A 15,464-nucleotide genomic window follows, 5' to 3' on the forward strand; every position below is an offset into this window, starting at 1 on the left:
CGGACGCCCCGGCTCGGCCGCTATCGCTCCGCCACCAGGATTCGAACCTGGACCATCGGAACCAAAATCCGAGGTGCTGCCTTTACACCATGGCGGAACGGACGAGGAGCCCTCGTCCGCGCGAACACATGTTGTCACGAGTGGTCCCGGTAGGTCAGCACGACCACTCAACTGGCCGCAATCTGTCGGTAACCCGATCATGACCCTGCGTGTTTCCGCAGTTCAGGACGGTGCGTTGAGAGAACCCACGAACTCCGTCAAGGTCCGCTCGTACTCTTCCGGGTCCACGTTCCACGCCGCGGTGTGCTCTGCGGCGGGCACTTCGACGTACCTCATCGGCCACCCGAGCGCGTGCGAAGCCGCCGCCAGGTCGCGCGACGCGCCCACCGGGACGGTCCCGTCGGCACCGCCGTGGAACAGCAGCGTGCGCGGCTTGTGCGCGGGCGGGTGGGAGACCAGGTCGAACCGCTCGAACTCCAGGTCGACCCGCCAGTCCGAGACCAGTTCGGCGACCGGCACCAGCTGCGTCGGCACGCCCCGGTTGCGCGACTGCAGCTCCAGCGTCTTGGTCCAGTTCGTCACCGGCGCGTCCAGCACCGCGGCGACCACCTCGTCGGCCTCCCCGGACCGCCCCAGGAACTGCCCCACGATCGCCCCGCCCATGGACCAGCCGTAGAGGACCACGTCCCGCGCCCCGTGCTCGGTCGCGTACCGCACGGCGGCCTCCACGTCGCGCCACTCGGTGTCCCCGAGGTGGAACAGCCCGTCCGGCGACGCGGGCGCGCCGGCGTCATTCCGGTAGGTCACCGCGAGAACGGGTAACCCAGCTTCATGCAGCGCGGGGACGACCCGCAGTGCCTCGGACCGGGACCCGCCCCGGCCGTGCACCGCGATCACCCAAGTGGACGACGTGCCGGGGACCAGCCAGGCGGGCGCGTCGCCCAGCTCCGTGCGCACGCTCACGTCCCGGTAGTCGAGCCCGTGCGCCGACTTGGGATCGCTGGTCCACACCGAGGTCTCCACCCGGACCTTCGTCCCGACCGGCGGCGCCGAGCCCTCCAACGCCCTGGTCACCGTGCCGTCCGAGCGCCCGGTGACCTTCCCGACCCTCGCCGCGCCGTCCGGCCACACCAGCCCCCACGTGCCCGGCAGGGCGCTCACCCGCGACTCCGCCAGCGAGACGGTCCCGTCACCCACCCCGGTGACGGTGTCCGGGTAGCCGGGCCGCGCCTGGTCCGGCTCCAGCAGCTGGCCGCTGTAGTACCAGCCGACCCCCACCGCACCACCGGTGACCAGCAACAACAGCACCACGAACACGACAGCGGCGATCCGCCACCGACGTCTGCGGCGAACGTTCGACGTCCCCATCACCGAATGATGCGCCTGCCGTGATCGACACGCCCGAGATCCTGAGAACACGCCGTGAGTTTCGTCCCGGGTGTGGCGGGAGCAGGCCGGCCTAACTTACGCTTCCGTAAGTTACGGTGCCGTAGGTAGCCGTGGAATCGCCCCCGAAAACAACGAGGTAGACGTATGACCAGCACCCTGGAGAGCAGGCAGACGCCGCGCGGTCCGGAAGACAAAGGCCCCAAGCCGATGATCGACGGCCGGCGCGGTCACGTGGAGCAGTTCGGCGTCTACGTGTTCGTGGTCGTGCCGTTCCTGGCCCTGATCGCGGCAGTGCCGTTCGCCTGGGGGTGGGGGTTGGGCTGGGTCGACGTCGCGCTATTCGTGGCGTTCTACTACCTGTCCGGCCTCGGCGTGACCATCGGCTACCACCGGTACTTCACGCACGGCTCGTTCAAGGCCAACCGGGCGCTGAAGGTCGGGTTGGCGATCGCGGGCAGCATGGCGTTGCAGGGCCCGGTGATCGTGTGGGTCGCCGACCACCGCCGCCACCACGCCTTCTCCGACCGCGAGGGTGACCCGCACTCGCCGTGGCTGTTCGGCTCCGGCCCGGTCGCCCTGGCCAAGGGCTTCTGGCACGCCCACATGGGTTGGCTGTTCGAGCGGGACAAGACCAACGCGCAGCGGTTCGCGCCGGACCTGCTGGCCGACAAGGACCTCGTGTGGGTCGACAAGTACTTCTGGCTGTGGACCACGATCAGCCTGCTCGCACCGGGGGCCCTGGGCGGTCTGATCACGATGTCCTGGGCCGGCGCGCTGTCCGCGTTCTTCTGGGCGGGCCTGGTGCGCGTGGCGTTCCTGCACCACGTGACGTGGTCGGTGAACTCGATCTGCCACATGGTCGGCGACCGCCCGTTCGCGGCCCGCGACCGCTCCGCCAACGTGTGGGCGCTGGCGATCCTGTCCTTCGGCGAGTCGTGGCACAACCTGCACCACGCCGACCCGACGTGCGCCCGGCACGGCGTGAAGCGCGGCCAGATCGACACCTCCGCGCGGCTCATCTGGCTGTTCGAGAAGTTCGGCTGGGCGCGGGACGTGCGCTGGCCGACCGAGCAGCGCCTCGCCCGGATCAGCGTCAAGAAGTGAACGGTTCACCCGCCCCACGCCGACTTGGTGAGGGGCGGGTGTTTAGGGTGACCGGAGTGGCGGGACGACGGCGAGCAGACGAGACCCCGGTCCCGCGCGTGCGGATGACCGGCAAGGAACGGCGCGAACAACTCCTGGACGTGGCCCGCGCGCTGTTCGCCGAGAAGGGCTTCGAGGTCACGTCCATCGAGGAGATCGCCCACCGGGCGGGCGTGTCCAAGCCGGTGGTGTACGAGCACTTCGGCGGCAAGGAAGGCATCTACGCGGTCGTCGTGGACCGCGAGATGCAGTACCTGATGGACCACATCGTCAACGCCCTGTCCGGCGGCCACCCCCGGGAACTGCTCGAACAGGCCGCGTGCGCCCTCCTGGACTACATCGAGGGCTCGACGGACGGCTTCCGCATCCTGGTCCGCGACTCCCCCGTGGCGTCCTCGACCGGCACGTTCTCCTCGCTGCTCAACGACATCGCCTCGCAGGTCGAGTCGATCCTGGGCCTGCACTTCTCCCGCCAGGGCTACGACCGCAAGCTGGCCGCGCTGTACAGCCAGGCCCTGGTGGGCATGGTCGCGCTGACCGGCCAGTGGTGGCTGGAGGTCCGCAAGCCGAAGAAGGACGAGGTGGCGGCCCACCTGGTCAACCTGGCTTGGAAGGGCCTGTCCCACATGGACCACAAACCCCGCCTGCGCACCCGCCGCTGACCCGCTCGCGCCCAGCCGCTTCCGCGCCGAAGGCGCAACGCCGGGCCGCAGAGCCCACGGAAGGGCCTCGGTCTTCCCCTCCGGGGGCCTGCCGCGCGGCGAGCGCTCTCTTTCCTTCGGGCCGGCGGCCCCCGCCATCAGCCCTCCGCGGTCTCGGCGGCCTCCAGCCACTGCGCCTCGACGTCCTCGGCCTCGGCGAGCACCGACTTCAGCTCGGCGTCCAGCGCCATCAGCCGCTCCGGGTCGGTGGCCGCCTCCGCCAGCTTGGCGTGCAGCTCGGCCTCCTTCTTGTGCAGCTGCTCCAGCCGCCGCTCCAACCGGGCCAACTCCTTGCGCGCCGCGCGCTGGTCGGCCGCCGACGACGGGGCCTTCTGGACCGCCGCGGGAGCCGGCGCCGAAGCGACGGCCGCGTCCCGGCGGCGCAGGTACTCGTCGATCCCGCCCGGCAGGTCGGTCAACCGCCCGTCCCCGAACAGCGCCACCACCTGGTCGCACACCCGCTCCACCAGGTACCGGTCGTGCGAGATCACGACCAGCGTGCCCGGCCACGAGTCGAGCAGGTCCTCCAGTTGCTGCAACGTGTCGATGTCCAGGTCGTTGGTGGGCTCGTCGAGCAGCAGCACGTTCGGCTCGGCCATCAGCAGCCGGCACAGCTGCAACCGCCGCCGCTCGCCGCCCGACAGGTCCCCGACCGGCGTCCACTGCCGCTGCGAGGAGAACCCGAACCGCTCCGCCAGCTGGGACGCCGACATCTCCTGCTTGCCCAGCACGACCCGCCGCGCGACCTCCTCGACCGCCTCCAGGACCCGCATCGACCCGTCGAGGTCGTGCAGTTCCTGCGACAGGTGGGCGAGCTTCACCGTCTGGCCCTGGATGCGGCGGCCGCCGTCCAGCTCGCGCTCACCGGCCAGCGCCCGCAGCAACGTCGTCTTGCCGGACCCGTTCACGCCCACGATGCCGATCCGGTCACCCGGACCGACCCGCCAGGTCAGGTCCCGCACGAGCGTCCGGTCGCCGACGGTCAGCGTGGCGTCCTCCAGCTCCAGCACCGTCCGCCCCAGCCGGCGCTTGGCGAAGGCCAGCAGCTCGACGGTGTCCCGGGGCGGCGGCACGTCGGAGATCAGGGCCTCGGCGGCCTCGATCCGGTACCGGGGCTTCGACGTCCGCGCGGGCGCGCCCCGGCGCAGCCACGCCAGCTCCTTGCGGGCCAGGTTGCGGCGCTTCTCCTCGATCGCGTCGGCCAGCCGGGCGCGCTCGGCGCGGGCGAAGATCCAGTCCGCGTACCCGCCCTCGTACTGCTCGACCCGGCCGCCCACGACCTCCCACGTCCGCGTGCACACCGTGTCCAGGAACCACCGGTCGTGGGTGACGACCACCAGTGCGGTGCGCCGCGCCAGCAGGTGGTCGGCCAGCCACCGGACGCCCTCGACGTCCAGGTGGTTGGTCGGCTCGTCCAGCACGACCAGGTCCAGCTCCCGCACCAGCGCCGCCGCCAGCGCGACCCGCCGCCGCTCGCCACCGGACATGGTGCCCACGACCGAGTCCAGCCCCAGCGCGGTGATGCCCAGGCCGTCCAGGATGTTGCGCACCCGCGCGTCCGCCGCCCACTCGTGCTCGGCGTCGAACCCCAACGGGTCGATCACGGCGTTGCGGACGGTGGACTCCGGCGGCAACTCGGTGCGCTGCGTGACCACCGCCATCCGGACGTCGCGCTGGCGGCTGACCCGCCCGTCGTCCGGTTCGGCGATGCCCGCGAGCACCTCCAGCAGCGTGGTCTTGCCACCGCCGTTGAGGCCCACGACCCCGATCCGGTCGCCGGCACCCACGCCCAACGACACGGAGTCCAGCAGCGGACGCACACCGAACGACTTGGAGACGGTCTCCAAGTTGACCAAGTTGGCCATCAACACAACCTTCAGCTAGTTACGCGTGAACCTCGGGCGGCGTCGGCCGGGGGGTTTCCTCCGCCCCGACGACCCGCGCCCCGTGCACCGGCCCCTGCGCGACCCGCACCGTCCGGCACACCCCGGCCCCGGCCAGCTCCGCCGCCACCCGGACCGCCGAGTCGCCGTCCGTGCACAGGAACGCGCACGTCGGTCCCGAGCCGGACACCATGCCCGCCAGCGCGCCCGCGTTGACCCCGGCGCGCAGCGTGCGGCGCAGGTTGGGGCGCAGGGACACGGCGGCGGCCTGGAGGTCGTTGCCCAGCAGCAGCGCGAGCTGCCGCGGGTCGCCCGACGCCAGCCCCTCCAGCACGGCCTCGGCCGGACCGACCCGGGGCGGGTCGCCGTCGGCGCGCAACCGGTCCAGCTCGTCGAACACCTCGGGCGTGGACAGGCCGCGCCGGTCGAACGCCAGCACCCAGTGGAACGTGTGCCGCGCCAGCACCGGGACGATCTGGTCGCCCCGGTCGGTGCCCAGCGCGGTGCCGCCGTAGAGGGCGAACGGCACGTCCGCGCCGATCTTGGCGGCGAGGCCCGCCAGCTCGTCCCGCCCGATCTCCAGCCGCCACAGCGCGGCCAGGCCGACCAGGGTGGCGGCGGCGTCGGCGCTCCCGCCGGCCATGCCGCCCGCGACCGGGATGGACTTGCGGATCACCACCCGGACCTTGGGGTCGTCGACGTCGCGCCCGACGTGGGCGGCGAGCACGCGGACGGCCCGCCAGGCCAGGTTCGACGGACCGGTGGGGACGGCGTCCGCACCCTCCCCGTGCACCTCGACCCCGGGGTCGTCGGCGACCGCGACCGTCACCTCGTCGGTCAGGGACAGCGCCTGGAAGATGGTGACCAGGTCGTGGTACCCGTCCGCGCGCGTCTCCCCGACGGCCAGGTGCAGGTTGACCTTGGCCGGGACGCGGACGGTGACCGGTGGCGGAACGACGGCGAGCACATAAAGAGCCTACGGGCTCGGTGTTGGATCGCGCCGCCGCCGGCGTCGCGGCAAGGCCGCCTGGTGGTCGGCTCATCGCGTCGGCTTCGCCCGACAATCGACCGCGTGCCGTTCACCGTCTCGCACGTCGCCGCCGTGATCCTTTTCGCACGCCGCCCGCTCGTCCCGTCCGCGCTGGTCGTCGGCTCGATGGCACCCGATCTGCCGTACTTCGCGGCGATCCGGCCGTGGGGCGGTGAGCTGACCCACACGTGGTGGGGCGTCGCGCTGGTGGACGTGCCGATCACCCTGGTCGCCCTGCTCCTGTACCGCGCGGTCTTGCACGAACCGGTGATGGCGCTGGTCCCCGAGCCCGTCCGGGCGAAGGCCGCCGGCCTGCCCGCGCCCCGGTTCGGCCCGGCGCTGCTCGTCTCGGCGTTGATCGGGGCGCTGACCCACGTCCTGTGGGACGGGTTCACCCACTCGGACGGCTGGGCACTGCGTTTCATCCCCCGACTGGGGCACGACGTGATGCCGGGCTTGGGCGCTTACAAAGTCGCGCAGTGGATCAGCGGTCTGCTCGGCGCAGTCCTGCTGATCTGGTGGTGCCGCCGCGAACTCGCCCGCGCCCCCGAACGCCCGGTGCCCGACCACTGCGCCCCACCGGACCGTCCGGCCTTGGCCCGCATCGGTTTGGTGATGTTCGCGCTGGTCTTCACGGCCCTGGTGATCGACGGTCCCGGGCTGGAGGACTACGTGGTCGACGCGGTGATCGCCGTCCTCAGCGGCTTGATCCTTGGTCTGGCGCTCTACAAGGCACTGCGCGCCCTCGGCCGGAGCCGAGAGCGCGCGGGCACTTGAGAGGGGTCAGACCGCGAGGACGGACCCGGAGAACGTCTGCTTGATGTAGTCCTTCACCTGCGGGGACTGGAGCAGCTCCAGCAGGTCCTTGATCCGCTTGTCGTCCTTCAGCTCGACCCGGGTGACCAGGCCGTTCGCGTTCGGGTTGCCCTCGGCCTTCTCCAGCGCCAGGGCGTCGTTGGAGGGCTTGAGACCGGCGTCGATCGCGTAGTTGCCGTTCACCACGGAGGCGTCGGTGTCCTCCAGCGACCGGGGCAGCTGGGCCGCCTCCAGCTCGACGAACTCCAGGTTCTTGGGGTTCTCGGCGATGTCGCGGATGGTCGCGGTCCGCTCCGCGCCCGGCTTGATCTTGATCAGGCCGTTGTCCTGGAGCAGCCGCAGACCGCGGGCCTCGTTGGTGGCGTCGTTGGCGACGGCCACCCGGGCGCCGTTCGGCAGGTCGGACAGCTTCTTGTGCTTCTTGGAGTACACGCCCAGCGGCTCGATGTGGACCGGACCGATCCACTCCAGCTTCGCGCCGCTCTCGGCCTTGAAGGTGTCGAGGTAGGGGACGGTCTGGAAGTAGTTGGCGTCCAGCGAGCCGTCGACCAGCGCGGTGTTCGGCTGGACGTAGTCGGTGAACTCGACGACCTCGATCTTGAGGCCCTTGTCCTTGGCCAGGTTGTCCGCGACGTAACGCAGCACCTGGGCGTGCGGGACGGGGCTGACGCCCACCTTGAGCGCCGCGTTCGGGTCCGAAGCGGCACCGCCGGTCTGGCCGCTCCCGCAGCCGACCGCGGTCAGCAGCACGGCGACGAGGGCAGCACCAATACGCCTACGCATGGAAAATTTTCCTTCAGTCAACTAAGAATTTCAGCTCGGGCAAGGGGTGGGACGACGCGGGTTGGACGACGGGCACGCGACGGCCGGCTCTGACGCGGGTCGGGGCCTTGGCGGTCCGATTCGCCGCCACAGCTGGCGCAGGTGGTTCCGGCCGGTTCGGACCCCGACTCGGAGTTCGGGCTTGGCGGCTCGGGTTCGGGCTCGGGCGGAGGGTTCAGGTACAGACGGGTCAGACGGTGGAAGCGTGGCGGCGGCGGTCGACGGCCCGGGCGACCCGGTTCGAGATCACCTGGATGAGCGTCGCGATGATCGCGAGGACCACCACGGTGCTCCACAGGTAGCGGTCGTCGAAGCGCTGGTAGCCCATCCGCACGGCCACGTCGCCGAGACCGCCGCCGCCCACCACGCCCGCCAGCGCGGAGTAGCCGAGGATGGCGATCGCGGTGACCCCGATGGCGTTGATCATCGCGGGCAGCGACTCGCGCATCAGGACCGAGCGGACGATCTTGAAGGTGGACGCCCCGGTGGTGACCGCGGCCTCCACCACCGAGAAGTGCACCTCCGCCAGCACGTTCTGCACCAGCCTGCCGACGAACGGGATCGCGCCCACCGCGAGCGGCACGATCGCCGCCGTCGGACCGATGGTGTTGCCCAGCAGCAGCCGGGTGAACGACATCAACAGGATCAGCAGGACCAGGAACGGCATCGACCGCCCCAGGTCCACGACGAAGCCGAGCAGGTTGTGCACCACCGGCTTCGGCCGCAGCCCACCGGGGGCGGTGAGCTGCAGCCAGATGCCGACGGGAATGCCGAGCAGCACAGCGATCAGGGTGGAGACGGCCACCATGTACAACGTCTGCCCGGTGGCGACCAGGACGCCGTCGAACACGGTGGACCAGGGTGTTGCAGACCTCACGCAGCTACTCCCTGCGGACCGGTCAGGGTCCGCCGCACTGCCCCACCCGCGTCCGCGATGAATTCGAGCGCCGAGTCGGCGCGTTCTCCGTTCAGGCCGACGCGGAACCGCGCGACCGGGGTTTCGCCGAGCCGGGTCAGGCCGCCGCCCAGCAGGTTCAGCTCGACGCCGAACCGGGACGTGGCTTCCGGCAGCAGCGCGCCGACCGCGGCGAACCCGACCAGCACCACGTCCGCGACGCGGTCGTAGGCCTTCTCGGCGGCCGGGTTCTGGTCGACGGCGGGCAGCAGCGACGAGGCCGTGCGGGAACCGGCGTCGGCGACGAGGTCGAGCACCTTGCCGTGCTCCACCACGCGGCCGTCCTCCAGCACCGCGACGTCGTCGCAGATCTTGCGGACCACGCCCATGTCGTGGGTGACCACGAGGACCGTCACGCCCAGCTCGGCGCGCGCCCGGTCCAGCACGGTCAGCACGGAACCGGTGGTCTCGGGGTCCAGGGCGGAGGTCGGCTCGTCGGCGAGCAGCACCGACGGGCTGGCGGCGAGGGCGCGCGCCACGGCGATGCGCTGGCGCTGGCCGCCGGAGAGCTGGTCGGGGTACGAGCCCGCCTTGTCGGTCAGGCCGACCAGGTCGAGCAGTTCGGCGACGCGGGTGCGGCGCTGGGGGCCGGGGACGCCGGCGGACTCCAGCGGCAGCGCCACGTTGCCCGCGGCGGTGCGCTGGCGCAGCAGCGAATCCCCTTGCGGCACAACGCCGATCTGCCGGCGGGCGTTGCGCAGCGCGGTGCCGCCCAGGGACACCAGGTCGGTGCCGTCGACGCGGATCGCGCCGCTGTCCGGGCGCTCCAGGAGCGCGACGCACCGGGCCAGCGTGGACTTGCCCGCACCGCTGGGGCCGACGACGCCGAGGACGGTGCCCGCGGCGACGTCCAGGTTCACGCCGTCCAGTGCGCGAACCTGTCCCGCACTCCCGGGGAAGGTCTTGGTGAGGTTCTCGACAGTGATCACGTTTTCGCTCCACGACTGCACGCGGCAGCGCACGCTCGTGGCGTGCGCGTCCGGGGACTCAGCTCAGGTAGATGCCCCGCGCGGCGACGCGCAAGGGGCGGCGAGGACTTGAGAGGCGCCTAAGCTTCTAGTAGCTGCGACAGCCCGATACCGTGCGGCGGCCGTGGTCGACGACTCGCCGTCGCGTGAGCATTCGCATCCTGGGCACGTGATCCTCCATCGATCCTGGCTGAAGCACCTGCCCCATGGGGGGTGGTTGCTGCGGCGTCGTAGAGCCAGGTCTCTCGGCCGCTCGGGATGGCAGCACGAGTACACCCGACAGACCGACCCGAACGCAAGCCAGAACGCGGATCGTTCGTCAAATCACACTTTCGGCCGAAAGATCACCGGCTAATTTGATGAGGCAGCTTCGGCTATCCGGACGAAATCTCCGACGTCCAGTTGTTCACCCCGGGCGCCGGGGTCGACACCCGCGCTGATCAGCAGTTGCTCGGCCCGCGCGGCGGAACCGGCCCAGCCCGCGAGCGCACCCCGCAGCACCTTGCGCCGTTGCGCGAAAGCCGCATCCACCAACGAGAACACCGTCTTCTGGTCCACTGTGGACAGCGGCGCGTGGCGCTCGAACGCGACCAGCGCGGAGTCCACGTTCGGCACCGGCCAGAACACCTGGCGCGACACCGGACCCGCCCGGCGGGCGTCGGCGTACCAGGCGAGCTTGACGCTCGGCACGCCGTAGACCTTGCTGCCGGGTCCCGCCGCCATGCGGTCGGCGACCTCCGCCTGGACCATCACCAGTCCGGTGCGCAGCGTCGGCAGTTCGGCCAACAGGTGCAGCACCACGGGGACTGCCACGTTGTAGGGGAGGTTCGCCACAAGTGCGGTCGGCTCCACGGGAAACCGATCCGCTGTGACCCGCATCGCGTCCGCCTCGATCACGGTGAGGCGGGAGGCCAACTCAGGAGCGCGCTCGGCGGCTGTCTGCGGGAGCCGCTGCGCCAACACCGGGTCGATCTCCACGGCCACCGTGGCGCGACAGGAAGGCAGCAGAGCCAGCGTCAGGGAGCCCAGGCCGGGGCCGACCTCCAGGACCACGTCGTCTGGCCTCAGATCGGCCGAAGCGACGATCTTGCGCACGGTGTTGGGGTCGTGGACGAAGTTCTGCCCCAGCTTCTTGGTGGGGCGGATGTCCAGCTCGGCGGCCAGCCGACGAACGTCAGCAGGGCCGAGGAGCGCACTCCCCGGCCCTGCTGACGATGAAGCTTCAGTCACCTGGCCATTCTCTCCCAGCCACGTCCGCGAGGCCGCGTCGGCCTGTCGCGGCGCGTTTCGCTCCGATCACGCTCTTCGATCGGAGCGAAACGCGCCGCGATGGGCCGACCCTCCAGGCGGCCGAGCCGCCGCGACGCCAGTCGCGGCCGTGTTACGGCAGGCCGAGCTTCTGCTGGCAGTGGGGCCACGCGGAGTAGCCGCCGCGGGCGTCGCGGAGCTTGGTGGCGATGGCGATCTGCTGCTCGCGGGTGGCCTGGTGCGGGTACTCGGCGTACTGCTGGCCGCCGTACGCGTCCCACGTGCCCTTGTTGAACTGGAGGCCGCCGTAGTAGCCGTTGCCGGTGTTGATGGCCCAGTTGCCGGTCGCCTCGCAGTAGGCCAGCCGGTCCCAGATCTCGCCGTCCGGCGGGAGCTTGGTGCCGACCTTGACCTTCTTCGGCTTGGCCTCCTTGGTGACCTTCGCGCCCAGCTTCTCGCGGTTGGTCTCCTGGCCATTCTTGATCGTCACGCGGTAGGTGACGATCTGCTCGCCGGCCTCGCCCGGGTCCAGGACCTCCTTCTGGCCCTTCATCATCGTGTCGTCCGGGATCTCCTCGACGGGCGGCGCGATGGCCTCCGTCGCGTTGATCACCGACACGCCCGTGCGGGAGATGTGGACCTCGGCGCCGTTGGTGATCCGCAGGTCGGCCGCGGTCTCCAGCTTGTCGTCCGGGCCCAGGGTGAGGTTGTGGGTCTTGAGCAGCTCGTCGACCGTGACCGCGGTCGTCTGGATCTGCTGCGGCTGGTTGCCGCCGTCGTACAGCGTGATCGTCTTGAGGCTCTTGACCTCCAGCGACAGGCCGGACAGCGGGACGTCCATGCCGCGGTCGTGGGAGAGCCACGCGCCCTCGTCGTTGACCTTGAGCTGGTCCAGCGCCTCGTCGACGGTGACCGAGCGGACCCAGCCCTCGCGCTGCTCGCCGTCGACGGTGAGCTTGACCAGGCGACCGCGGTCCAGCGAGATCTTGCCGCCGTCGGAGACCTTCGCCTGGGGGGACGGGCTGAGCGCGTCGTGCTCGCCGATCGTGATGCCCTCGTCGGCGAGGATCTCGCCGACCGTGGACTCGTAGGTGTGGACGGTCTTCGTCTCGCCGTCGACGTCGACGGTGACGGCCTTGTCCATCGCGACGGCGGTGGCGCCACCGCCGGAGATGCCCACCAGGACGGTGGCGACGGCGGCCTTGAGGAAGCGGCGCTTCCACTTCCCGGCGGCTTCGACCAGGGCGGCGGGCGGTGCGCTGGGCTGTTCGAGAGCCAGGCCGCCGGCAACGCGGTCCTGGGAGACCTCGTCCGGGATGATGATCGGGGGGAGGAGCGTCGTCTCGGCGTTGATGAGCTTGATCAGCTCGTCGACGTCGACGTTCGCGTTGGCCAGCAGTTCGTCCGCGTCGGGTCCGAGGACCTCCAGGACGTCGTCCGGCGTGATGCTGAAGACCGTGGTCTCCCAGTCGGACCAGTCCGGCTCGGGTCTGTCCAGGACGTCGACGCTGGTCGATTTCACGGGCGTAAACCAGTCGGTGTCCTCGTTGAACGAGTTCACGGGGTTCCATACCTCCTGAAGGCGCGAAGCCGTGCTGCGCGCACGTTCGGTGTCGGCGGTCAGCTAGTGATCTCCGGCAACTCCCGTGCGTGTCGACTTCTCGCTTCTGGCTACGTAGACCCGCCCCGACTGCGGGTGCGCCCCATCGGACTTTCAAACATGGGGCACGGTCACGGGACCGTAACGGGTGTCCGGGGGTTGTGCAAACACCCCGTTCGGCGTTGTGAGTTCGCTCACCTCGTCAGAGGAGCAAGGGCGTCCGCCGATCGTCGTAAGCACTACTGCGACTGCACCAAGTCACTGAGCCCGAAGACGCGCTCGGCGTTTCGGGTGACAGTTGACGCAAGTTCCGCTGGTTCGAGATCACGCAGTGTCGCGATGTCGCGGAGCGTGTAGTTGGCGCAGAAGGGCTCGTTCGGGCGACCTCGGAACGGGTGCGGGGTCAGGAAGGGCGCATCCGTCTCCACCAGGAGGTGATCCGCGGGCACCCACCGGGCCGCTTCCCGCAGCGCGTGGGCGTTCTTGAAGGTCACCGTGCCGGCGAAGGACAGCACGAACCCCCGGTCCACACAGGACCGTGCGAAGGCGAGGTCGCCGGAGAAGCAGTGGAAGACCACAGTGGACGGCGCGCCTTCCTCGTCCAAGATCTTCAGGATGTCGTCGTGCGCTTCCCGGTCGTGGATCATCAGCGGCTTTCCGACGCGCTTGGAAAGCTCGATGTGCCAACGGAAAGCGTCGTGCTGGGCGGCCGGCGGGGCGTAGTCCCAGTAGTAGTCCAGACCGGTCTCGCCGACCGCGACCACGCGGGGTCGGGCGGCCAGGCGCTCCAGTTCGGACCGGTCCGCGTCGGTGAACTCCGACGTGCGGGTCGGGTGCAGGGCGACGGCGGCGAAGACCCGGTCGTCCCAGGTGGCGGCCTCGGCGGCCCACCGGGCGGACGCGACCGTGTCCCCGACCGTGATCACCCGGTCGACGCCCGCCGCGTTCGCCCGGTCCACCATTTCCGCCACCTGCTCGGGTGTTCCCGCCCCGCAGGCGTCGAGGTGGGTGTGGGCGTCGACCACCGGCACCGGAAGCGCTTCCGGGACCGGTGGCCGCTCGCCCTTGCGCGGTGTCACGAGGTGATGATCGGGGCCCACTCCGGGCCGGTCTCCGCCAGCTCCGGCGCGAGCTTGGCGAACAGCGGCGCGGGCTTGGCCAGCGGCCGGCCCACCTCGATCGGCGTTGACTCCCACTTGGCCTGCTCGGCCGCGTAGTCACCGGTCAGCACCGGGTACTTGCGGTCGGGCACGTCCAGGTCGGTGACCTCGTTGATCGACGGCTGCGCCGCCCACACGCCGGTGCCGCCCAGCGCCTCGTGCACCTTCTGCGCCGAGTGCGGCAAGAAGGGCGTGAGCAGCGCGTTGGCGTCCTGGACGACCTGGAGCGCGGTGTGCAGGACGGTGTCCCGGCGCGCCGGGTCGTCCTTGAGCTTCCACGGCTCCTGGTCGGACAGGTAGCGGTTGGCCGCGCCGACCACCTTCATCGCCTCGGTCGCGGCCTGCTTGAACCGCGACCGCCGCAGGTTGGCGCCCACCACGTCGAAAGCCTGTTGTGACAGCTTGAGCAGGTCGTGGTCGGCGTCGGTGCGGGTGCCCGGGGTCGGGATGGCGCCGACGTTCTTGTGCGCCATCGAGATCGACCGGTTGACCAGGTTGCCCCACTCGTTGGCCAGCTCGAAGTTGGTGCGGCGGACGAACTCGTCCCAGGTGAAGTCGGTGTCCTGGTTCTCCGGGCCGGCCACGGAGATGAAGTAGCGCAACGCGTCCGGGCCGAACTCGCGCAGGAAGTCCGTCACGTAGATGACGGTGCCCCGCGAGGTGGAGAACTTCGAGCCGCTCATGGTGAGGAACTCGCTGGAGACGACCTCGGTGGGCAGGTTCAGCTCGCCGAACACACCCGGCTGCCCGCCCTTGGTCCCCTGGCCGTTCTGGCCGAGGAGGAGGGAGGGCCAGATGAGGGAGTGGAAGACGATGTTGTCCTTGCCCATGAAGTAGTAGCCCTGGGCGTCGCCGGTCCAGAACTCCTTCCAGGCGTCGTCGTCCCCGGTGCGGCGGGCCCACTCGACGGACGCGCTCAAGTACCCGATCACCGCGTCGAACCACACGTAGAACCGCTTGAGCGGCTGGTCCCGCCACCCGTCCAGCGGGATCGGCACACCCCAGTCGAGGTCGCGGGTGATCGCGCGGGGGCGGAGGTCCTTGATCAGGTTCTGGCTGAACTTGAGCACGTTCGGCCGCCACTCGGTGCGGGTCTGGAGCCACCCGCCGAGCGCGTCGATGAACTGCGGCAGGTCCAGGAACAGGTGCTCGGTCTCGACGAACTTCGGCGTCTCGCCGTTGATCCGGCTGCGCGGGTTCTTCAGGTCGATCGGGTCGAGCTGGTTGCCGCAGTTGTCGCACTGGTCGCCGCGCGCGCCGTCGTACCCGCAGATCGGGCACGTGCCCTCGATGTAGCGGTCGGGCAGGGTCCGGCCGGTGGACGGGCTGATCGCGCCCATCTCGGTCTTCGGGACCACGTAGCCGTTGTTCCAGAGGGCGAGGAAGAGGTCCTGCACCACCTTGTAGTGGTTGCCGGTGGTGGTGCGGGTGAACAGGTCGTAGGACAGGCCCAGCCCGTGCAGGTCCTCGGCGATGACCCGGTTGTACTTGTCGGCCAGCTCGCGCTCGGTGAGCCCCTCCTTCTCCGCCTGGACGGAGATGGGGGTGCCGTGCTCGTCCGTGCCGGACACCATCAGCACCCGGTGCCCCGACATCCTCATGTAGCGCGAGAACACGTCGGAGGGGACACCGAACCCTGATACGTGACCGATGTGACGTGGCCCGTTGGCATACGGCCACGCCACCGCGGTCAACACGGAGGCACTCATGGTCCAAGCCTACGGAGCCCCCGCCACTCCGTTTCGCGCG

At 70.4% G+C, this 15,464-nt stretch carries 13 protein-coding genes, 1 tRNA gene and 1 riboswitch; of the genes, 3 read left to right on the forward strand and 11 right to left on the reverse strand.

What is annotated here, in order from left to right; all coding sequences use genetic code 11:
• Nucleotides 1-26: 26 nt before the first annotated feature.
• Nucleotides 27-97: transfer RNA gene (locus tag RIN75_RS27270), tRNA-Gln, on the reverse strand.
• 125 nt (nucleotides 98-222) lie between these two features.
• Nucleotides 223-1,368: an alpha/beta fold hydrolase gene (locus RIN75_RS27275; protein WP_309114884.1), complete on the reverse strand. Its 1,146-nt coding sequence runs from the start codon at nucleotides 1,366-1,368 to the stop codon at nucleotides 223-225.
• Nucleotides 1,369-1,533: 165 nt separating this feature from the next.
• Here RIN75_RS27275 and RIN75_RS27280 point away from each other — a divergent pair, with 165 nt between their 5' ends.
• Complete coding sequence (locus RIN75_RS27280; protein ID WP_309114885.1) at nucleotides 1,534-2,493, forward strand: acyl-CoA desaturase; 960 nt, start codon at nucleotides 1,534-1,536, stop codon at nucleotides 2,491-2,493.
• Nucleotides 2,494-2,597: 104 nt separating this feature from the next.
• Nucleotides 2,598-3,194 (forward strand): TetR/AcrR family transcriptional regulator, encoded by a 597-nt coding sequence (locus RIN75_RS27285; protein WP_121223234.1) that lies wholly within the window; start codon nucleotides 2,598-2,600, stop codon nucleotides 3,192-3,194.
• Between the two features lie 137 nt (nucleotides 3,195-3,331).
• Here RIN75_RS27285 and RIN75_RS27290 read toward each other — a convergent pair whose 3' ends face one another.
• Nucleotides 3,332-5,098, reverse strand: a complete 1,767-nt coding sequence (locus tag RIN75_RS27290; protein WP_309114886.1) for an ABC-F family ATP-binding cassette domain-containing protein — start codon at nucleotides 5,096-5,098, stop codon at nucleotides 3,332-3,334.
• Nucleotides 5,099-5,117: 19 nt separating this feature from the next.
• On the reverse strand, nucleotides 5,118-6,083 hold the full coding sequence (locus tag RIN75_RS27295; protein ID WP_309114887.1) for a 4-(cytidine 5'-diphospho)-2-C-methyl-D-erythritol kinase: 966 nt from the start codon (nucleotides 6,081-6,083) through the stop codon (nucleotides 5,118-5,120).
• Between the two features lie 105 nt (nucleotides 6,084-6,188).
• On the opposite strand from RIN75_RS27295, the gene RIN75_RS27300 reads away from it, so the two are divergent.
• A complete protein-coding gene (locus RIN75_RS27300; protein WP_309114888.1) occupies nucleotides 6,189-6,923 on the forward strand; it encodes a DUF4184 family protein in 735 nt (244 codons plus the stop codon).
• 6 nt (nucleotides 6,924-6,929) lie between these two features.
• On the opposite strand, the gene RIN75_RS27305 is transcribed toward RIN75_RS27300, so the two are convergent.
• From RIN75_RS27305 to metG, 7 genes are all read right to left on the reverse strand, one after another.
• Nucleotides 6,930-7,745: a MetQ/NlpA family ABC transporter substrate-binding protein gene (locus RIN75_RS27305; protein ID WP_309114889.1), complete on the reverse strand. Its 816-nt coding sequence runs from the start codon at nucleotides 7,743-7,745 to the stop codon at nucleotides 6,930-6,932.
• Between the two features lie 229 nt (nucleotides 7,746-7,974).
• A complete protein-coding gene (locus RIN75_RS27310; RefSeq protein ID WP_309114890.1) occupies nucleotides 7,975-8,661 on the reverse strand; it encodes a methionine ABC transporter permease in 687 nt (228 codons plus the stop codon).
• Nucleotides 8,658-9,668, reverse strand: a complete 1,011-nt coding sequence (locus RIN75_RS27315; RefSeq protein ID WP_309114891.1) for an ATP-binding cassette domain-containing protein — start codon at nucleotides 9,666-9,668, stop codon at nucleotides 8,658-8,660. The genes RIN75_RS27310 and RIN75_RS27315 overlap by 4 nt, the downstream gene beginning before the upstream one ends.
• 213 nt (nucleotides 9,669-9,881) lie before the next feature.
• Nucleotides 9,882-9,972, reverse strand: a riboswitch (SAM riboswitch).
• Nucleotides 9,973-10,058: 86 nt separating this feature from the next.
• A complete protein-coding gene (rsmA, locus tag RIN75_RS27320; RefSeq protein ID WP_309114892.1) occupies nucleotides 10,059-10,937 on the reverse strand; it encodes a 16S rRNA (adenine(1518)-N(6)/adenine(1519)-N(6))-dimethyltransferase RsmA in 879 nt (292 codons plus the stop codon).
• A 151-nt stretch (nucleotides 10,938-11,088) separates the two neighbouring features.
• Nucleotides 11,089-12,477 (reverse strand): transglycosylase family protein, encoded by a 1,389-nt coding sequence (locus RIN75_RS27325; protein WP_375296030.1) that lies wholly within the window; start codon nucleotides 12,475-12,477, stop codon nucleotides 11,089-11,091.
• Between the two features lie 317 nt (nucleotides 12,478-12,794).
• Nucleotides 12,795-13,634, reverse strand: a complete 840-nt coding sequence (locus RIN75_RS27330; RefSeq protein ID WP_309114894.1) for a TatD family hydrolase — start codon at nucleotides 13,632-13,634, stop codon at nucleotides 12,795-12,797.
• Nucleotides 13,631-15,424, reverse strand: coding sequence for a methionine--tRNA ligase (gene metG, locus RIN75_RS27335; protein WP_309114895.1), 1,794 nt, complete (start codon nucleotides 15,422-15,424; stop codon nucleotides 13,631-13,633). Before metG ends, RIN75_RS27330 begins: the two co-directional genes overlap by 4 nt.
• Between the last annotated feature and the right edge of the window lie 40 nt (nucleotides 15,425-15,464).

Origin of the sequence: Saccharothrix sp. (genome assembly GCF_031180885.1) — a bacterium.
GTDB lineage: Bacteria > Actinomycetota > Actinomycetes > Mycobacteriales > Pseudonocardiaceae > Actinosynnema.

What these genes read in the sequence shown, in the direction of transcription:
- RIN75_RS27275 (WP_309114884.1), bottom strand. Translation starts at nt 1,368, where the DNA reads ATGGGGACGTCGAACGTTCGCCGCAGACGTCGGTGGCGGATCGCCGCT.
- RIN75_RS27290 (WP_309114886.1), bottom strand. Translation starts at nt 5,098, where the DNA reads ATGGCCAACTTGGTCAACTTGGAGACCGTCTCCAAGTCGTTCGGTGTG.
- metG (WP_309114895.1), bottom strand. Translation starts at nt 15,424, where the DNA reads ATGAGTGCCTCCGTGTTGACCGCGGTGGCGTGGCCGTATGCCAACGGG.
- RIN75_RS27285 (WP_121223234.1), top strand. Translation starts at nt 2,598, where the DNA reads ATGACCGGCAAGGAACGGCGCGAACAACTCCTGGACGTGGCCCGCGCG.
- RIN75_RS27305 (WP_309114889.1), bottom strand. Translation starts at nt 7,745, where the DNA reads ATGCGTAGGCGTATTGGTGCTGCCCTCGTCGCCGTGCTGCTGACCGCG.
- RIN75_RS27280 (WP_309114885.1), top strand. Translation starts at nt 1,534, where the DNA reads ATGACCAGCACCCTGGAGAGCAGGCAGACGCCGCGCGGTCCGGAAGAC.